Source organism: Murinocardiopsis flavida, assembly GCF_003014485.1.
GTDB classification, from domain to species: Bacteria; Actinomycetota; Actinomycetes; order Streptosporangiales; family Streptosporangiaceae; genus Murinocardiopsis; species Murinocardiopsis flavida.
In genome coordinates this window covers 62,965-78,454 of record NZ_PYGA01000009.1, presented here as the reverse complement: position 1 = coordinate 78,454, position 15,490 = coordinate 62,965, and the positions used below count along the sequence as shown (strand labels likewise).

Here is a 15,490-nt window from a genome sequence, read left to right as displayed (position 1 = left end):
CCGGGGTGTCCGGGCGCCGGCGCGGACCGACGGCAGGGGGCTCAGTCGAGTCGGCGCGAAGCGAGCACGCTGACCAGGTGCAGGACGGTTTGCAGCGCTGCCGCCGCGACGCAGGCGACGGTCAGGACCTGGGTGGCGAGCAGGTCGCCGCGGACCGTGTCGATGACGGCGATGACGACGACCACGAGGGAGAGTTCCACCGCCTGGATGAGCCGGTGGAACATCAGCATCGAGGCGAACTTGCGCGCGGTGCTCAGGGCGCTGGACCGCGGGTGCATCGCCGCCTCCGACACCTTGTCGGGCAGCCCGGCCTTGGCGCGTGCCACCACGACGTTGTCGGTCTCGACCTTGATGAGCGCCGCGCCGATGGCGGCGGCCATCCCGGCGATGACCCAGATACCCGGCTCGAACCCGCCCTGCGCACGCACGCCCAGGCCGATGAGCAGGGCGATCTCGGCGAGGTAGTGGCCGATCCGGTCGAGGAAGATCCCGGCGACGCTGGTGCGCCCGGTGTAGCGCGCGACCTCGCCGTCGACGCAGTCGAGCAGCAGGTAGATCTGGACGAGGACGGCGGCGAGGACGGCGGTCCACAGCCCGCCGAAGGCGAGCACCACCCCGGCGAGCACGCCGAACCCCATCATCATGAAGGTGATGGGGTTGGGCGCGATGCCCGCGCGGACGAACCACACGGTGACGTACGGGGATAGGTCCCGCATGTAGTACCGGCCGGCCCAGTGCTCCTCGTTGCGCCGCTCCTTGATGCCCGCGGGCTGGCCGCCCGCGCGGACCTCAGCGACCGAAGGCTTTGACATACTCACCCACGCTCTTGCGGATGTCGGAGTCGGACAGGTCGAGGTGTTCGAGGATGGTGTAGCGGCCCGGCCGGGTCGCGGGGGCGCGCGCCACGGCCTGGGCGAACTGCTCCTCGTTGAGTCCGATGTCGCCCGGCACGACGGGCAGGCCGTTGCGCAGCAGGCATTCGCGGATGCTCTGCATCCGGGTCTCGCCGACACCCTGGTAGGTGGAGCGGAGGAAGTACGCGTACAGCGCGCCGATCCCCGCGAGTTCGCCGTGGTTGCTGGTACCGGGGTACAGCTCGGTGATGGCGTGGATGATCTCGTGGCAGGCGCCGCTCGCCGGCCGGCTGGACCCCGCGACCGACATCGCCATGCCCGAGAGGACCAGCGCCTCGGCGAGCGAGGTGAGGAACTCCTGGGAGTCGACCGGGTCGGTGCGGTGCAGGATCGCCTCGGCGGCGACCCGGGCGAAGGTGACGGCGATGCCGTCGACGGGTTCGCCCTGCTCGGTGCCTGCCAGCTCCCAGTCGGCGATGGCCGACAGGTTGCTCACGGCGTCGCCGATGCCCGAGCGCACCAGGCGCTGCGGGGCGGCCCGCACGTAGTCGATGTCGACGACGACCGCGATGGGCATCGTCACGCCGATGGACGGCTTGCCGCCCTCGTGCTCCAGCGAGCTGACGGGGGACGCGATGCCGTCGTGCGACAGGTTCGTCGCGACGGCCACCATCGGGATGCCCGCCATCGTGGCGGCGAACTTGGTGACGTCGATGGTCTTGCCGCCGCCGATGCCGGCGACGGCCTCGTAGGCGCCCGAGCGCAGCTTCTTGCCGAGCTCGTTGGCGATGTCGACGCTGCCGCCGTCGACCTGGAACACCTCGCAGTTGGGGAGGTCGAGCTCCGAGGCGATCTGCGCGCCCTGGCCGGGGCCGACCGCGACGGCGATGCGGCCCTCGTTGGCGATGCGGCGGTCGGCGAGGACCGACCCGAGGGAGCCGATGGCGCCTTCCCGAACGTCGATCGCCAGGGGGGCTGTGACCATGCGGGCTAGTAGTGGCATGCGATCTCCCGCGCGATGGCGAGGTCGTCGTGGTTGTCGACCTCCACCCAGTCGACCTTGCCGATGGGCGCGACGGCGAGCTTCTCGCCGCGGTCGACCAACTCCTGGTAGCCGTCCTCGTAGTAGAGCTGCGGGTCGCGCTCGAAGGTGGCCTTCAGGGCGTCGGCGAGGCGCCCGGCGAGGGAGCCCTCGATGAGGGTGGCGCCGATGTACTCGCCCGCGGCGTCGGCGGGGTCCATGAGCTTGGTGACGCGCTGGACGTGCCCGGCGGGGTCCAGTGTCACCTTCATCTCCTCGTCGGCGAGCGTTTTGACGTTGTCCACCGCCAGGAGGAGTTCCGGGCCGCGCGCGGCGAGTAGCGTCTCTTCCACGCTCACCGGGTGCACGGTGTCGCCGTTGACGAGCAGGACGCCCGCGGCGAAGTGCTCGCGGGCCGTCCACAGGGAGTAGGCGTTGTTCCACTCCTCGGCCTTGTCGTTGTACACGAGGGTGATCCGGACGCCGTGGCGGCGCTCCAGGGCCTCCTTGCGCTCCTCGACGGCCTCCGCGCGGTAGCCCACGACGACGACGACGTCGGTGAGCCCGGCGGCTGCGAGGTTGTGCAGGGAGATGTCCATGATGGTGGTGTCACCATCGACCGGCACCAGTGCCTTGGGCAGGGTGTCGGTGTATGGGCGCAGTCGGCGTCCCGCTCCCGCGGCCAGAACCATACCGAGCATGTCGGCGCCTTCCTCCTTAGGTCACGGAGGCGTTGGCGCCTCCGTCTTCGATTCGCGGCACGTCCGTGCCCGTGCCCACAGGGGTCGCGAGCCAACCGGTCGCGCTCTCCCAGACGAGCAGGACCCCCAGGTAGCCGGCGAGCAGGCCGTAGCCGAACGGCAGCCACCCGAGTACGCCGCTTGCGGCGATGAGCAGCATCCTGCCGTCCCAGCCGAACATGGCCCGCATGGCCCACACCGGTTTCGGCGCACCGCACCGGACCCGGTGCGCGACGTCGCCGTGGTGCAGGACGACCGCTGCCAAGAGTACGAACACCAGGGGACCGGGCACGCCCGATCCGAGACCGAGCGCGAGTAGGTAAAGGTACTCCGTCGCGCGCAGGACCGGCGGGACCATCCAATCAAACCGACCGTCGTGCGGATGCCCCGAGGCCACTCCGGACAGCAGCAGCGCCGCCGCCGGTGCGAACAGGGTAATGCCTGGGAGCTGGGCGAGGCCGGCGACCATCAGCACCGCGAGCACCAGGGTGCCCGTCATGGTCGGCAGCAGCGGGGGCACCGCTCCGGCGACGAGCCGGCCGAGGCTGTCGCTCAAGTGGCCATCGTCACGGAGAAAACGCAGGTCGAGGCGTTGGTTTTCGCTGGGGGGCGGGGAGTCGGCCATGGGCTACCTCGCGGGGTCGCCGGCCGGGGCCTCGGCGAGGTCGGCTGCTGTTGCGCAGAGCGAGGCGACGACGAGTGCGATGAACGTCACCCGGGAGTCCCAAATCGTTACCGTAATGGCGATCAGCGCGAAGCGTTCGGGCGCCGGAAACGACATGGCCCACCGGAGTGGGCGGGCCCAGGCGCGGTGCCCGGCGACCCGGGTGGCGCCCTTGCGGCCGGGGGTCGGGGCGGCGGTCCGCTCGGTTTCCGGCGCCGCCGCGCCACCGGCCCCGGTGCCCGGGTCCGCGCCGCGGAGCAGTTCGTCGGTGAGGGACGCGGGTTCCGCGGACCGGCGCGCCGGCACCCTGGCGCCGACCGGGCGGTCGGCGGGTCTGTCGGCGGGCCGCGGCGGCCATTGCGTGTAGAGGCCGGGCACGGGCACCGCGGCGCCGGGCCGGGCCACCCGGGCGGTGCTGATGGCGTCGCGCAGGGCGTGCGCGATGAGCGCCGCGGCGGCCCACCCCCAGATGTCGGGGACGCCCGCGATGGCGCCGCCGATGGCGAGCCCCATGTAGACGGTGTACTCGCGGAGCCGCGACAGCATGACGACGAGCCAGTCGGTGAGGATGTCGGTGCGGGCGCCGCGCAGTTCGGCGCCCACTGCGTCGGCGCCGAGGACCATGACCAGGAACGCCGACCCGATCAGGCCGCCGCGGACCCCCTCTTCGGTGAACCACACGGCGGCGATGGCGGCGAGGAACAGGGCGATCTGCGCGAAGCGGGCGGTCGTGAGGGCCTTGCGCGCGGCCCACCGCGCCACGGGCCGGGCCACCGGGCGCAGCCCGGGAACCGTGTACGTTCCGACATCAGCCACGGCCGTACCCTCCTCGGATGCCCCCCTGGGTTCAACCGTCACCCAGGAAGGCGCCGTTGGCAAGCACCGCCGCGTGTGCGGGGAGGTCACGCCGCCTTTCCGCCGCCGCCTTTCTTCCGTTTCGTCCGCGCTTCGGCCTCGGCGCGGGTGTCGGCGTTGTACGCGTCGAGCGCCGCGTCGATGCCGGCGTCGAGGGCGAGTCCGCCGTCCTTGATGTAGAGGCCGCGGCCGCAGAAGCGCTTGAGGTCGCCTTCGTTGTGCGAGACGAGCACCATGGTGCGGTCGTTCTCCAGCATCCGCTCGATCGCTTCGTAGCACTGCTTGCGGAACGCCTTGTCGCCGACGGCGAGGACCTCGTCGACGAGCATGATGGGGTGTTCCAGTTGGGCGATGAGCGAGAACCCCAGCCGCACCTTCATGCCGCTGGAGTAGTGCCGGACCGGTTTGTCGATGTCCTTGCGGACGCCTTCGCCGGCGAAGTCGACGATCGCGTCGAAGTTCCGCTCGATCATCGCGCCCGACATGCCGTGCAGCGAGCCGACCAGGTGGACGTTCTCGCGCCCGGTGAGTTGGTCGTTGAACCCGGCGCGCAGTTCCAGCAGTGGGGCGACCCTGCCGTCGACGGTGACCGTGCCCTCGTCGGGCATCAGCACCCCGGCGATGAGTTTGAGCAGGGTGGACTTTCCGGTGCCGTTGCGGCCGACGATGCCGACGCATTCGCCTTTGCGGATGGCGAAGGAGACGCCGCGGAGCGGCCAGTATCCGGCGCCGTGGTCGGGCTCGCGCCGGGTGCCGTGGATGAAGAACTCGCGCAGGCTGCGCCGCCGCTTGCGGCCGGCCTTGAACTCGACGCCGAGCCCGTCGGCCCGGATGACCACGGGGGCTTCCTTGGGGGCTTCGCCGACCGGATCGGCCATCACAACTCCTTCAGGACGGCGCTTTCGAGCCGCCGGAACACCGTGTAGCCGACGGCGAAGACCACGGCGGCGCCCCCGATGGTGGAGACGAGGGGCCAGAGCCCCGGCGCTTCGGACGGGTACCACACGGCATGGTGCATCTGGAAGATCCCGACCAGCGGATTGAGTTCGTAGGCGGTCGTGAACCAGCCCGGCAGCCCCGCCTGGGTGACCATGTGCAGCGGGTAGATGATCGGCGACGAGTAGAACAGCACCCGGTTCAGGATACGGATGATCCGCTCGACGTCGCGAACGAGCACGTTCACGGCCGAGAGCAGCAGGGTGATCCCGAGGGTGAACACGAACTGCACCACGATCACCAGCGGCAGCCACAGCAGGCTCCACCCGGTGCGCCCGCCCAGCGCGAACACGAACACGAGCAGGACCGGCCAGGTGAGCAGGTACTCCACGAACTTGGTCGTGACGACGGCCACCGGGAAGATCTCCCGCGGCACCTTCATCGTGGTGATGAGCTTGGCGTGGGTGATGAGCGCCTTGCAGGCGTCGGTGAGGGCCGCGCTGAGCCACAGCCACGGGAGCAGCCCCGACAGCAGGAACAGGGCGTAGCCGCCGGGGGCGTCGGGCCCGCCGGGGGCCGTGCGGGCGCCGCCCCCGGAGAACAGGATCCCGAACACGAAGAAGTAGATCCCCGCCAGGGCGAGGGGTTCGAGCATGGACCAGGCGTAGCCCAGGACGGACTGCTGGTACTTGACCTTCAGGTCGCGGCGCACCAGCAGGCTCACGAACCTGCGGTCCCGCCACACCGCCGTTGCTCTCGACGCCACCGCCGCCTCCCCGGGGGATCGGGCCGGACTCTCCTGCCGGATCTCCGATTGTCGCCGACCGGAGCCCCCGCCGGGGCCCTTGGCGCCCGCTGCGGCGGGCCGGGCTCGGCTACCCTCGGCTTTCGACCCCGAGGAGAGAGGCGCCGATGCCCGCAGGACCCTCCCCCGACGGCCCCCGCCGTCCCCGTGTCACCGCCGCCGTGCTCGCGGGCGGCGTCGGCGCCCGCATGGGCGCGGGGCGCCCCAAGCAGCTCATGCCGTTGGCGGGGCGGCCGGTGATCGAGCACTCCATCGCCGCGTTCTGCGCCGCGCCGGAGGTCGACGACGTCATCGTGCTGATGGTCGGGGACCACGTGCCGGAGGTCGAGAAGATCGTGTCCGACGGCGGGTACGCGAAGGTCACCCGGGTCCTGCCGGGCGGGGCCGACCGCACGGCCACCTCGTGGGCCGCGATCAGCGCCGTGGCGGGCGGCGACGACGACCTGCTGCTGCTGCACGACGCCGTGCGGCCACTGGTGGCGCCGGCGACCATCGGCGCGTGCGTCGCCGCGCTCGGCACGGCGGGGGCCGTGGGCGTGGCGGTCCCCTCCAACGACACCGTTGTCCGGGTGGCGCCCGGCGCGGCGGGCGGCGACTCCGTCGCCGAGGTCGTCGACCGCTCGTCGCTGCGCCGGATGCAGACCCCGCAGGGCTTCCGGCTCGGCGTCGTGCGGCGGGCCTACGAGCTGGCGCTCGCCGACCCCGGCCTGGCCGCGACGGACGACTGCGGCGTGGTGCTGCGCTACCTCCCCGGCGAGGAGGTGCGCGTCATCGCGGGCACCGAGGCGAACATCAAGGTCACCCACCCGGGCGACATCGAGGTCGCCGAGGCGCTGCTGCGGCGGGGTTCCGCGTGACGGGGCGCGGCGGCGCGGCGCTCTTCACGCCGACCGAGGTCATCGGGCACCGCGGGAACGGGCGCGGGCCCGGCGAGAACACCGCGGAGTCGTTCGCGGCGGCGGTCGAGAACGGTGCGGCGTGGGTGGAGGTCGACGTCCGCCGCAGCGCCGACGACGTCCTGGTCGTCCACCACGACGCAGCGCTCGACGACGGCCGGGTCATCGTGGACCTCCCGGCGGCCGAGTGCGCGAAGGCGGGGCTGCTCACGCTCGACGCCGCGCTCGACGCGATCCCCGCGGGCACCGGCGTCGACTTCGACGTCAAGACGGTCATGGAGGACGCCGCGGCGCCGGCGGCCCGGCGCACCACGACGCTGCTGCTGCCCTACCTGCGCGCCGAGCGCCGCCGCCCGGTGTTCGTGTGCTCCTTCGACCCCGCTGCGCTGCTCGCCGTCCACGCCGAGGCCCCGGGGGTCCCCACCGCGTGGATGCCGTTCGTGCGCAACCCGCTCGACCAGGCGGTGGCGGGTGCGGCGGGCATGGGCTGCGCGGCGGTCGCCATCGACGCCCGGTCGTTCGGGCTGGCCGGCGACGCACCGGTGCGCGGCCGCCGCGAGACCGAGTACGCGGTCGGCGTCGCCCACAGCGCGGGGCTGGAGGTGGTCTGCTGGTGCCCGGACGCCGAGAACGCCGCCCGCTTCGCCGCGGCGGGGGTCGACGCGGTGGTGGTCGACGACGTCCCCGGCGTGGTGGCGGCCCTCAAGCAGGGCTGAGGCGGGGCGTGCGCCGCGCGGCACACCCCGCTGCGCCGGTCCGATGCACGGGCCGGGTCACGCCTGCCCGGCGCGCTCCCGCGCGGTGCGGGAGTCGGCGCCGAGGCCGGGCGGGCTGGTGAGGAACCCGGCCCCCCACGCCATGTGCATGGTCGCCAGCGCCACCGGGATCGCCGGCCGGGCCGCAGCGGGCAGGCCGGCGCCGAGGGGGACGCTCGCCGCGATGATCGCCGCGGCGTAGGCGCCCGGCACCAGCCACAGCGGCCAGAACGCGAACCCGCCGACCAGCCCGGCCGCCGTGGCGACCAGCGCGACCGGCGGCGCGAGGTAGCGGAGGTTGATGGTGCCCTTGTGCTGGCGGGCCACCACCCTGCGCCACCGCCCGTAGTGGAAGTACTGCTTGGCGAGCGCCTTGACGCTGGGACGCGGCCGGTAGGTGACCCGCATGCGCGGCTGGAACCACACCACCCCGCCGCTGCTGCGGATGCGGTGGTTCATCTCCCAGTCCTGGGCGCGCAGGAACGCCTCGTCGTAGCCGTCGACCCGGTCGAGCGCGGAGCGCTGGAACACCCCGAGGTAGACGGTGTCGGCGGGGCCGCCCTCGCCCCCCGTGTGGAACCGGGCGTTGCCGACGCCCACCTTCGAGGTCATGGCCGCGGCCACCGCCTGCTCCCACGGGGTCTCGCCTTCGGCGGCCATGATGCCGCCGACGTTGTCGGCGCCGGTCTCGCGCAGGGTCTCCACGGCGACGCGGAGGTAGTCGGCCGGCATGAGCGCGTGGCCGTCGATGCGGGCGACGATCGTGTGCGAGGACGCGGCGATCGCCGCGTTCAGCCCCGCGGGGGTGCGCCCGGTGGGGTTGTCGACCACCTTGACGCGGGGGTCCTCGGCGGCGAGGGCGTCGGCGACCTCGCGGGTGGCGTCGGTGGACGGCCCGACCGCGAGGACGATTTCCAGTTCGCCGGGGTAGTCCTGGCCGAGGACGTGGCGCACTGCCGCGGCGAGGTGCCGCTCCTCGTTCAGGATGGGCGTTATTACCGATACGGCCGGCCAGGTCACGGGCGTGTCCAATGGTGGTGGGAGAGCGGTTGGCGAGTGGACCGGCGGGAGTCCGCCAGAGCAAAAATACTCCATCGGGAGCCCCCGCCACCCGCGGTCGGGGAGACGCGCCGCACCGCGACGATCCCCGCCGCCGCGCGGGTCCGGCCCCGCCGGAGGCCCCGGCGGCCGGTCCAACACGCCGGGGTGACATTCACCGTCCAGTGGGGAGATACCTGCCAATGTAGGGAGGCGCGGGGCGGCACCGAACGGTGGCGGCGGCCCATTGAGGACCCTGGGTGACCGCACCCGGCGGACAACGGGAGGGCGTTGATGAGCGACGGCTCGGATGAGCGGGACCCCGGATTCCGGCGGTTGCGCTCCGGCCCGGTCCCGCCCCACCAGCGGGGCGCGCGGACCCGCGCGCACAACAACCGCCCCGCGGGCATCCCCTCGGCCGGCGCGACCGGGCGCCGGTTCGCGCTGCTCCTCGCCGCGGCGATGTCGATCCTGGTGCTCCTCGCGTCCGGAACGGCGTGGGCGCTCACCGGGTGGGCGTCGGGGCAGCTCAACCGCGACGACGTGTTCGGCGGGCTCGCCGACGGCGACCGGCCGGCCGCCGGCCCCAAGGGCGCGCTGAACATCCTGGTGATCGGCTCCGACAGCCGCGGCGCCATGAACTCGGCGAAGCAGGACGACCTCGGTGTCGGCCGCACGTCGGGGCAGCGGTCGGACACGATGATGCTGGTCCACGTGAACAACGACCGCGACCGCATCACGGTCGTCGGCATCCCCCGCGACTCCTGGGTCCCCGTGCCCGGCCACGGCGCCAACAAGATCAACGCGGCGTACGCGTACGGCGGGCCGGAGCTCGCCATCTCCACCGTCGAAGGCGCCACCGGTGTCCGCGTCGACCACTACGTCGAGGTGAACTTCACCGGGTTCGTGGACGTCGTGGACGCCGTCGACGGCATCGAGGTGTGCCTGGACGAGCCCATCAGCGACGAGAAGGCGCACCTGGAGATGCCCGCGGGCACCCACCGGGTCGACGGCAAGACCGCGCTGGCGTTCGCCCGGACCCGCAAGACCGCCGACGGCGACCTCGACCGCATCGACCGCCAGCAGCAGGTGATGGCCGCGCTGCTGAACAAGGCGATGAGTTCCGAGACGCTGAGCGACCCCGCCAAGTTCACGGCGTTCCTCGACACGTCGCTCGGTGCGGTGACCGTCGACGAGGGGCTCGACACCGCCACCATCAACCAGCTGGGCAACCAGCTCCGCACCATCGGCCTGGACGACATGGCGTTCACCCAGGTGCCCATCGGCGACATGGACTACCGGACGCCCAGCGGCGAGGTCGCGCTGCGGTGGAACGACCGGGCCGCCGACGCGATGTTCGACAAGATCGCCGCCGATGAGCCGCTCACCCCGCCGGAGAAGGACGACGCACCGGCGAAGGACGGCGAGAAGGACGACGCGAAGGACGACGCGCCGGTCGCGCCGGGCGACATCACCGTGGAGGTGTTCAACGGGGTGGGCACGCCCGGGCTCGGCTCGCAGGCGGCGCGCGACCTCGACGGAGCGGGCTTCGACGTGTCCGGCGACGCGCAGAACTGGTCGACGAAGAACGTCCCGGAGACCCTGGTGCGCTACGCGCCCGACCAGAAGAAGGCGGCGAAGGCCGTCGCCAAGGCCGTGCCGGGCGCGGTGGTCGAGGAGGACGACACGCTGTCCTCGCGCGTGCAGGTCGTCCTGGGCTTCAACTACACCAGGGTCGAGGCGCCGGAGCAGCCGGCGCAGCCGGCCGAGCCGGAGCCCACCGCCGAGGTGCCCGGCCGCGACTCCGCCCACACCTCCACGGCACGCGACAACGTGTGCGCGAAGTGACCCCGGCACTCCTCCGGCGTCCCACACGAAGGCCGTGCGTGGCACACCCCTGCCGCCCTTGCGTGAAGGGGGTACGCGGCACACCCCAGGCGCCCTTTCGTGAAGGGGGTGGGTTGCCGTCGCGAGTGCGAAGCATCCGGCGGCACGAAACACCACGGCGCGTTTAGGTAGCTGAGGGGCGCCGGTCGATCGGGACCGGCGCCTCTCGCATGTCAGAGCCTGTGCCGCTGACCTGGGAGAACACCGGAATGTCGGGGGTCTGCTCGGCGGTGGTGTGGTACGTGAGGGCGCGCGTAGGCGTTGGTAGGTGCGGGTTGCGGGCCATACGCGGGCCAAACGGGGCCGGTGACCTGGGCTGATGCCGTGTGGCCCGCGACGGGCAGGCTCCGGGCCGGTGCGGCTCGATGCCGTGCCGGTCCGGTCCCGCGCTGGGGAGGGTGGACGGATCCGGGCTCGGGAGCGGCGCGCGGTGGGAGATCGGGGGCCGCTACGCTCGTCCAGCGGTCGGGGCCCTTGGGCTCCACCGCGTCTGTCCCGACTCGGCCCCCGATCGTCGGGTCCCACCGCGCGGTGCGCACGTGTACGGATCCGGTCGCCCGGCCGGTCACCGCGAACCGTCGTCCTCGGGGTTCCTCGTGCCTGTCAGCGGCGGGCGCTTCGCGAGAGCTTCGCTGATGGCCCGGTTGGCGCGCTGCTCGTCCAGGCGCGCGTGCAGCGGGTTGGCGCCGCGTTCGGTGTCCCAGATGCCGATGCGCCCGTCCGGCAGAATCTTCGTGCGGACGCGCCGGTTGATGATCCGTCCGGCCCTGCGTCCGGCCTTGCGGGCGCGGTCGCGCTCGGCGTCGTCGGCGCACGCCAGCACGGCGGCGCCCGTGTGCCGCACCTCGGCTGCGATCTGCTCGGCGATCTCGGCGATACGGCGCGCCTCGACGCGGGCGTGCGCCTTCGCAGTGGCGGCGGTTCCGATCGGACGGACGTTGTCGGCCATGGCCGCGATGCTACCGGCGGGGTGTGCCGCCCTCGGCGGGAACGCGCGATCGGGGCCGACCCCGGTGGGGGCCGACCCCGGGCGGGGCTCACCCGGCGGCGGAGAAGGCGACCTCGGCGGTGGGCTCCCCGCCCTGGGTGATGGGGGCGACCTCCCCCTCGGGGGCGGGGGCGGCCTGCTCCGGCTCGGGGGCCAAGTGGGCGTCGATGCGGGCGTAGACCTCGGCGTGCAGCTGGCGCGGCAGGGCCTGGAAGCGGAGCAATCCCCGGCGGACCTCGGCGGGGTCGGCGGAGGTGATGAGGTGAGCGGTCTCGTCGGCGGCGCGGAGGTAGGCGGGCGTGTGCTGCATGGGGGAAGCTCCTCGCTGTAGGTTCCGGCTGGCGGGGCCGTCACATCCCGGCGGGGCCATGGCGCGTCAAGGTGGAGCGCCCTGCCGGACGAACGACCTTGACGCGCCATGGTTTTGCCGGGATAGGCACCGTGAGCCAGCCGGGGCCGTGTGAGGGGCTGGCCTGCGCGCGGGCGCGGACCGGGCCGGTGACGTGGGCGCGCGCCACCGGCGGCCCTGAGGGTGCGTGCGGTGCGCGGGCAGCCGGCGGCCGTGGGGGGTGCGTCGTGCGAGCGCAGCGAGCGCGGCCCCCGCGGGGGCCGGTCGCCCGCACCACAGGGGGTGAGAGCCCAGCCCAAGGGGGTGGTCTTCAGCCGCGCGCGGGGTGCCACGGGCACCGAAGGGGGTGGCTCTAAGCCGCACGCTGCGCGCTAGGGGAACCGGTGGGGGTGGCTCTCAGGTGGGCCGTGCGCCTGGGGTCGGTGGCGGGGCGGTGCGCAGGATCGGGCGGGGTGTCCGGTGCGGGGGTGCCTGGCCTGGTGGCCGTGCGCACGCGGGTGGGTCCGGGCTGGGTGCGTGCTTCGCGCGGGCGGGCGGCCGACCTGCACCACGGGGGCGGGTTCGTTCGCGGCGCACGGGAGGGCGGGGAGGGCCGCGCGGGCGCCGCGCGAGCACGCGACGGAGTCGCGCGCGCAGGGTGGATGTCCGCTAGCGGCCCGGTTCCGCCCGGTCCGCGCACGACGCAGACGAAGGCCCGACCGCGCGAAGCGCGGTCGGGCCTTCCTTGATCCTGTAGGGAAAGTTCTCACCGCGCCATCGGCCATGCTCCGCCGTGGTGCCGATCGGGGCTCGGCGGGTCTAGCGCGCGTCGGTGCGCACCTGGCCCAGGAACGCCGTCCACTCCTCCGCCTGGAACGTCAACTGTCCGGCGCCCCTGTTCTGGGTGTCGCGGACGTCGGCCATGGTCGGGGTCTCCCGCACCTCCACGCAGTTTCCGCCCGTCGAGTCGCTGTAACTGCTCTTGTGCCATTCAGCCTTGCTCATACTGAGTCCGCACTTCCTCTATCAGCGCAGTGCTAGCGCTTCCCGGCATGGAGTCTGCAAGTAGCGCAGCCATCATGATCTCTAATGTCCGAACCTTACCGGGGTCATCGATCACCTCACCGCCGAGTGCGTGCTCTACGTAGCCAACCTTAGGACGATCCCCGAATCCCATCACGCGGAAGGGTGAGTACACCGGGTGGTTGTCGGTGGCGGGCAGCACGCTGACTCTGGCGCTGGCGTCGAGTAGGGCGGTCATCTGCTCAACCATCACGTCAGCAACGCCCTTGACTGACCGGAGTACCGATTCGGAGATTACGAACCTGAGTAGCACATCGGAACGAAGCCGCCCATGCCGCTCCAACCGTGAGCGCACTACGGCGGCGACGTCCCTTGCTTCGGAGAGCGCACCACCGCTCACGACAGCGTGAGCGTACGACTCGGTTTGTAGCAATCCCGGTACAACCATCGGTTGGTATTCGGATATCTCGGTGGCCTGTTGTTCTAGGACCGCAATCTTGCGAAACCACGCGGGTACCTCCGCTCTGCCGACTCGTGAAGACCAGAGGCGGATGAGCGACCCGCCCGCGTTGAGTGCCCCGTCCAACGCCTCAACCTGTGCGAGTTTCGGTTTTCGGGTGCCACGCTCAATGGCAGAGATCATGCCCCGACTCCAATCGGTGGCGTTGGAGAGCTGCTGTTGGCTCAGTCCCGACCGTTCGCGTAGGGCACTCACTTCCGCCCCAAACTGCGTCCAGGTGTCGCTACTCATGCGTCTCAGCTCAGCACGCGTTGAAACACATCGCTACCGTTTGCTGAAGAAAACTCAGGAAGCGTCGATTCCCTTCCACCTGATCAAGCTCCGGCAGCACGCTGAACAGCATGACCGCAACTATCGCGGCGGCATCGGCCGCTGAAACACACGAAACTGACACGATCTATATCGAACGCAGGGCTCCGGGCTGGCGCTGTGTGTGGCTTCCGCGTCATGGCGAATTCCTCGCGTTCTTGGACGTGGACATGGCCGACGGCGGGACGAAACCGTCCGCGCGAGGTCCGACGGCAGACCGCGTGCTCTCCGAGATCCGATCCCACTCGGATCTGTGCAGCGTCGTCCGTGAGTACCTGGCGTTGCGGGGGGCGGCGTGATGGGTGAGCCGCCGGTGTCTCCGCGCCATCCGTTCCCCGCGTTCGCGAAAGAGTTCGGTCCGCGCGGGTGGAACGTGTTCTGCACCACCGATGCCGATGGCGCGCTCGTGGTGCACGGGGTGTACTGCGCGTCCCTGCCGATGCTGTGCCCGGAGGGGCGCGGGCTCATCGTGCACGTGCGCACCAAGCCGGAAGCGTTCGGGGACCTGATGCGCAAGCACGCCTCGGCGCTGGAGAGCCACACCACGGCGTGCGGGGTGTGCGCGGATGTGCGCGGCGGTGCGATCCGCCGGGCGCTGGCCTCCCTGGGGTAGCCCCGCGTGGTGTCCGTGCGCTTGCGGGGGCCGCACGACCTGATCCGGGCGCCCCGGCCCTCTTTGCATCGGTGACCGCTGCTGACCGTGGTCGGCCCTTGTCCGTCTCCCGCCCCCTTGGCTGCCCGCGCCCTCCCGCGGCGCCGGGGCGGGAGACACCGCCCGCACCGATGCCGACCTGAACACACAGGCCGCAGCCCTGGTGCGTGAACTCCACCGCCGGGGCGGCTGCTGCACTTCACCCCGCCCTTTGGTCCGTGATCTCCATGAACAGTGAGTACAGCGTGTCCGATGCGCCCACCAGTCTTGAGGATGCGCCGCTGCGGCACGGCTATACCGCCCGCGCCCTCGCCCGCCTGGCCAACTACGCCGCCACCCAGTACCGCTACCCCACCCCCCTCCCCTGGGAGGAGCGCCGCGACGCCGCCTGGTCGGCGATTGCCGAGCACCTCTACACCGCGACGGAACCCCCGGCGTATTGGGATTTGATCCGGGCCGGGTGGAACGCCATCGCCGTCCACACCCGCAAGCACCGTTCCACCCACGGCCAGACCCAGCACGGGTCGGCGCCGCAGTTCCACCGGTACTGGATGCTCGCCGCCGCCCCCGCCGGAAGTCCCGAAGAACGCGTGGTGGAACGCCTGGCCCTGGACCAGATCTGGGCCGCGCTGTCGCCCCGCAACCAGGACCTCATCCGCGCCCTGTATGACCACGGGGACTACGCTGCGGCGGCCGAATCCCTGGGCCTGCCGGTGTCCAGCTTCTATTCGCTGATCTCGCGGGCACGCCGGGCGTTCACCGCGCTGTGGCTGGAGGGGGAGACCCCCACGAGGGCGTGGGGCAACGATGTGCGCACCGGGCGCGACCGGCCCAAGTACGTCACCACCACCGCTCGCCAACGCACCCGCAAACGCACCCACCGCACCCAGGGTTCCGGCAGCGGGACGCCCGGCACCCCGAGTCCGGGACGGGCGCCCCGCAACCGCCGCGACATCGGCACCACCGACACCGAGCTCGTCGCCCGCTACGACAGCGGGGAGAGCTACCGCGAGATCGCCGCGACCCTGCCCATCGGTGCGACCGCTGTGCGCACCCGCATCCTCAACGCCCGCACCTAAGGGACCGGGTGGGCGACCGTGCGTGGGCGCGTCACCGACCCGAGGAGCTGACCTTCGGGTCTGACGGCCCCTGGAACGCCCGTGTTCCGGGGGTTTCGTCGTTGCCCGTCCTCACCGGACGCTCTGCCCGGAACCTGCGG

At 72.1% G+C, this 15,490-nt stretch carries 17 protein-coding genes and 1 pseudogene; 6 read left to right on the top strand and 12 right to left on the bottom strand.

Annotated features, from left to right (window positions below; genetic code table 11):
- Window positions 1-41: 41 nt before the first annotated feature.
- The 7 genes and pseudogenes from CLV63_RS14110 to CLV63_RS14080 all read right to left on the bottom strand — a co-directional run bounded on the left by CLV63_RS14110 (window position 42) and on the right by CLV63_RS14080 (window position 5,836).
- Window positions 42-812 carry a CDP-alcohol phosphatidyltransferase family protein gene (locus tag CLV63_RS14110; RefSeq protein WP_106583466.1) on the bottom strand — a complete coding sequence of 257 codons (771 nt, stop codon included), beginning with the start codon at window positions 810-812 and terminating at the stop codon, window positions 42-44.
- Window positions 790-1,839 carry an iron-containing alcohol dehydrogenase family protein gene (locus CLV63_RS14105; RefSeq protein ID WP_106583465.1) on the bottom strand — a complete coding sequence of 350 codons (1,050 nt, stop codon included), beginning with the start codon at window positions 1,837-1,839 and terminating at the stop codon, window positions 790-792. Before CLV63_RS14105 ends, CLV63_RS14110 begins: the two co-directional genes overlap by 23 nt.
- 5 nt (window positions 1,840-1,844) lie before the next feature.
- Window positions 1,845-2,576: a phosphocholine cytidylyltransferase family protein gene (locus tag CLV63_RS14100; protein WP_106583464.1), complete on the bottom strand. Its 732-nt coding sequence runs from the start codon at window positions 2,574-2,576 to the stop codon at window positions 1,845-1,847.
- Window positions 2,577-2,592: 16 nt separating this feature from the next.
- Window positions 2,593-3,240, bottom strand: coding sequence for a DUF5941 domain-containing protein (locus CLV63_RS14095; RefSeq protein WP_106583463.1), 648 nt, complete (start codon window positions 3,238-3,240; stop codon window positions 2,593-2,595).
- Between the two features lie 3 nt (window positions 3,241-3,243).
- The gene (locus tag CLV63_RS14090; protein ID WP_106583462.1) at window positions 3,244-4,095 is read right to left on the bottom strand and encodes a hypothetical protein; all 852 of its coding nucleotides are present in this window, start codon (window positions 4,093-4,095) and stop codon (window positions 3,244-3,246) included.
- 86 nt (window positions 4,096-4,181) lie between these two features.
- Window positions 4,182-4,838, bottom strand: a pseudogene (locus tag CLV63_RS14085) (ABC transporter ATP-binding protein); the annotation flags it as partial.
- A 173-nt stretch (window positions 4,839-5,011) separates the two neighbouring features.
- Entirely contained in the window at window positions 5,012-5,836 is an 825-nt protein-coding gene (locus CLV63_RS14080) for an ABC transporter permease (protein WP_106583460.1), read from the bottom strand.
- 146 nt (window positions 5,837-5,982) lie between these two features.
- Here CLV63_RS14080 and CLV63_RS14075 point away from each other — a divergent pair, with 146 nt between their 5' ends.
- Window positions 5,983-6,732, top strand: a complete 750-nt coding sequence (locus tag CLV63_RS14075; RefSeq protein WP_106583459.1) for an IspD/TarI family cytidylyltransferase — start codon at window positions 5,983-5,985, stop codon at window positions 6,730-6,732.
- Window positions 6,729-7,487, top strand: a complete 759-nt coding sequence (locus tag CLV63_RS14070; RefSeq protein WP_106583458.1) for a glycerophosphodiester phosphodiesterase — start codon at window positions 6,729-6,731, stop codon at window positions 7,485-7,487. Before CLV63_RS14075 ends, CLV63_RS14070 begins: the two co-directional genes overlap by 4 nt.
- A 57-nt stretch (window positions 7,488-7,544) precedes the next feature.
- Here the strand turns inward: CLV63_RS14070 and CLV63_RS14065 are convergent, their stop codons facing one another.
- On the bottom strand, window positions 7,545-8,546 hold the full coding sequence (locus tag CLV63_RS14065; protein ID WP_106583457.1) for a glycosyltransferase family 2 protein: 1,002 nt from the start codon (window positions 8,544-8,546) through the stop codon (window positions 7,545-7,547).
- 312 nt (window positions 8,547-8,858) lie between these two features.
- Between CLV63_RS14065 and CLV63_RS14060 the strand changes: the two genes are divergently transcribed.
- Window positions 8,859-10,412: an LCP family protein gene (locus CLV63_RS14060; RefSeq protein WP_106583456.1), complete on the top strand. Its 1,554-nt coding sequence runs from the start codon at window positions 8,859-8,861 to the stop codon at window positions 10,410-10,412.
- A gap of 604 nt (window positions 10,413-11,016) precedes the next feature.
- On the opposite strand, the gene CLV63_RS14055 is transcribed toward CLV63_RS14060, so the two are convergent.
- The 4 genes from CLV63_RS14055 to CLV63_RS14040 form a co-directional block, all read right to left on the bottom strand.
- A complete protein-coding gene (locus tag CLV63_RS14055; protein WP_106583455.1) occupies window positions 11,017-11,400 on the bottom strand; it encodes a hypothetical protein in 384 nt (127 codons plus the stop codon).
- A gap of 88 nt (window positions 11,401-11,488) precedes the next feature.
- Entirely contained in the window at window positions 11,489-11,749 is a 261-nt protein-coding gene (locus CLV63_RS33215) for a hypothetical protein (RefSeq protein WP_146165563.1), read from the bottom strand.
- 837 nt (window positions 11,750-12,586) lie between these two features.
- On the bottom strand, window positions 12,587-12,772 hold the full coding sequence (locus tag CLV63_RS14045; protein ID WP_106583454.1) for a DUF397 domain-containing protein: 186 nt from the start codon (window positions 12,770-12,772) through the stop codon (window positions 12,587-12,589).
- On the bottom strand, window positions 12,759-13,541 hold the full coding sequence (locus tag CLV63_RS14040) for a helix-turn-helix domain-containing protein (protein ID WP_106583453.1): 783 nt from the start codon (window positions 13,539-13,541) through the stop codon (window positions 12,759-12,761). The genes CLV63_RS14045 and CLV63_RS14040 overlap by 14 nt, the downstream gene beginning before the upstream one ends.
- Between CLV63_RS14040 and CLV63_RS33555 the strand changes: the two genes are divergently transcribed.
- The 3 genes from CLV63_RS33555 (at window position 13,540) to CLV63_RS14030 (ending at window position 15,350) form a co-directional block, all read left to right on the top strand.
- Complete coding sequence (locus CLV63_RS33555; RefSeq protein WP_170134221.1) at window positions 13,540-13,686, top strand: hypothetical protein; 147 nt, start codon at window positions 13,540-13,542, stop codon at window positions 13,684-13,686. The two genes, CLV63_RS14040 and CLV63_RS33555, sit on opposite strands and share 2 nt — an antisense overlap.
- Window positions 13,687-13,932: 246 nt before the next feature.
- Window positions 13,933-14,232 carry a hypothetical protein gene (locus CLV63_RS14035; protein WP_146165562.1) on the top strand — a complete coding sequence of 100 codons (300 nt, stop codon included), beginning with the start codon at window positions 13,933-13,935 and terminating at the stop codon, window positions 14,230-14,232.
- Between the two features lie 284 nt (window positions 14,233-14,516).
- The gene (locus CLV63_RS14030; RefSeq protein WP_146165561.1) at window positions 14,517-15,350 is read left to right on the top strand and encodes an RNA polymerase sigma factor; all 834 of its coding nucleotides are present in this window, start codon (window positions 14,517-14,519) and stop codon (window positions 15,348-15,350) included.
- Window positions 15,351-15,490: the final 140 nt, after the last annotated feature.

Coding starts and splice junctions, on each gene's coding strand:
- CLV63_RS14110 (WP_106583466.1), bottom strand. CDS start 812: ATGTCAAAGCCTTCGGTCGCTGAGGTCCGCGCGGGCGGCCAGCCCGCG.
- CLV63_RS14105 (WP_106583465.1), bottom strand. CDS start 1,839: ATGGTCACAGCCCCCCTGGCGATCGACGTTCGGGAAGGCGCCATCGGC.
- CLV63_RS14100 (WP_106583464.1), bottom strand. CDS start 2,576: ATGCTCGGTATGGTTCTGGCCGCGGGAGCGGGACGCCGACTGCGCCCA.
- CLV63_RS14095 (WP_106583463.1), bottom strand. CDS start 3,240: ATGGCCGACTCCCCGCCCCCCAGCGAAAACCAACGCCTCGACCTGCGT.
- CLV63_RS14075 (WP_106583459.1), top strand. CDS start 5,983: ATGCCCGCAGGACCCTCCCCCGACGGCCCCCGCCGTCCCCGTGTCACC.
- CLV63_RS14060 (WP_106583456.1), top strand. CDS start 8,859: ATGAGCGACGGCTCGGATGAGCGGGACCCCGGATTCCGGCGGTTGCGC.
- CLV63_RS14055 (WP_106583455.1), bottom strand. CDS start 11,400: ATGGCCGACAACGTCCGTCCGATCGGAACCGCCGCCACTGCGAAGGCG.
- CLV63_RS33215 (WP_146165563.1), bottom strand. CDS start 11,749: ATGCAGCACACGCCCGCCTACCTCCGCGCCGCCGACGAGACCGCTCAC.
- CLV63_RS14045 (WP_106583454.1), bottom strand. CDS start 12,772: ATGAGCAAGGCTGAATGGCACAAGAGCAGTTACAGCGACTCGACGGGC.
- CLV63_RS33555 (WP_170134221.1), top strand. CDS start 13,540: ATGCGTCTCAGCTCAGCACGCGTTGAAACACATCGCTACCGTTTGCTG.
- CLV63_RS14040 (WP_106583453.1), bottom strand. CDS start 13,541: ATGAGTAGCGACACCTGGACGCAGTTTGGGGCGGAAGTGAGTGCCCTA.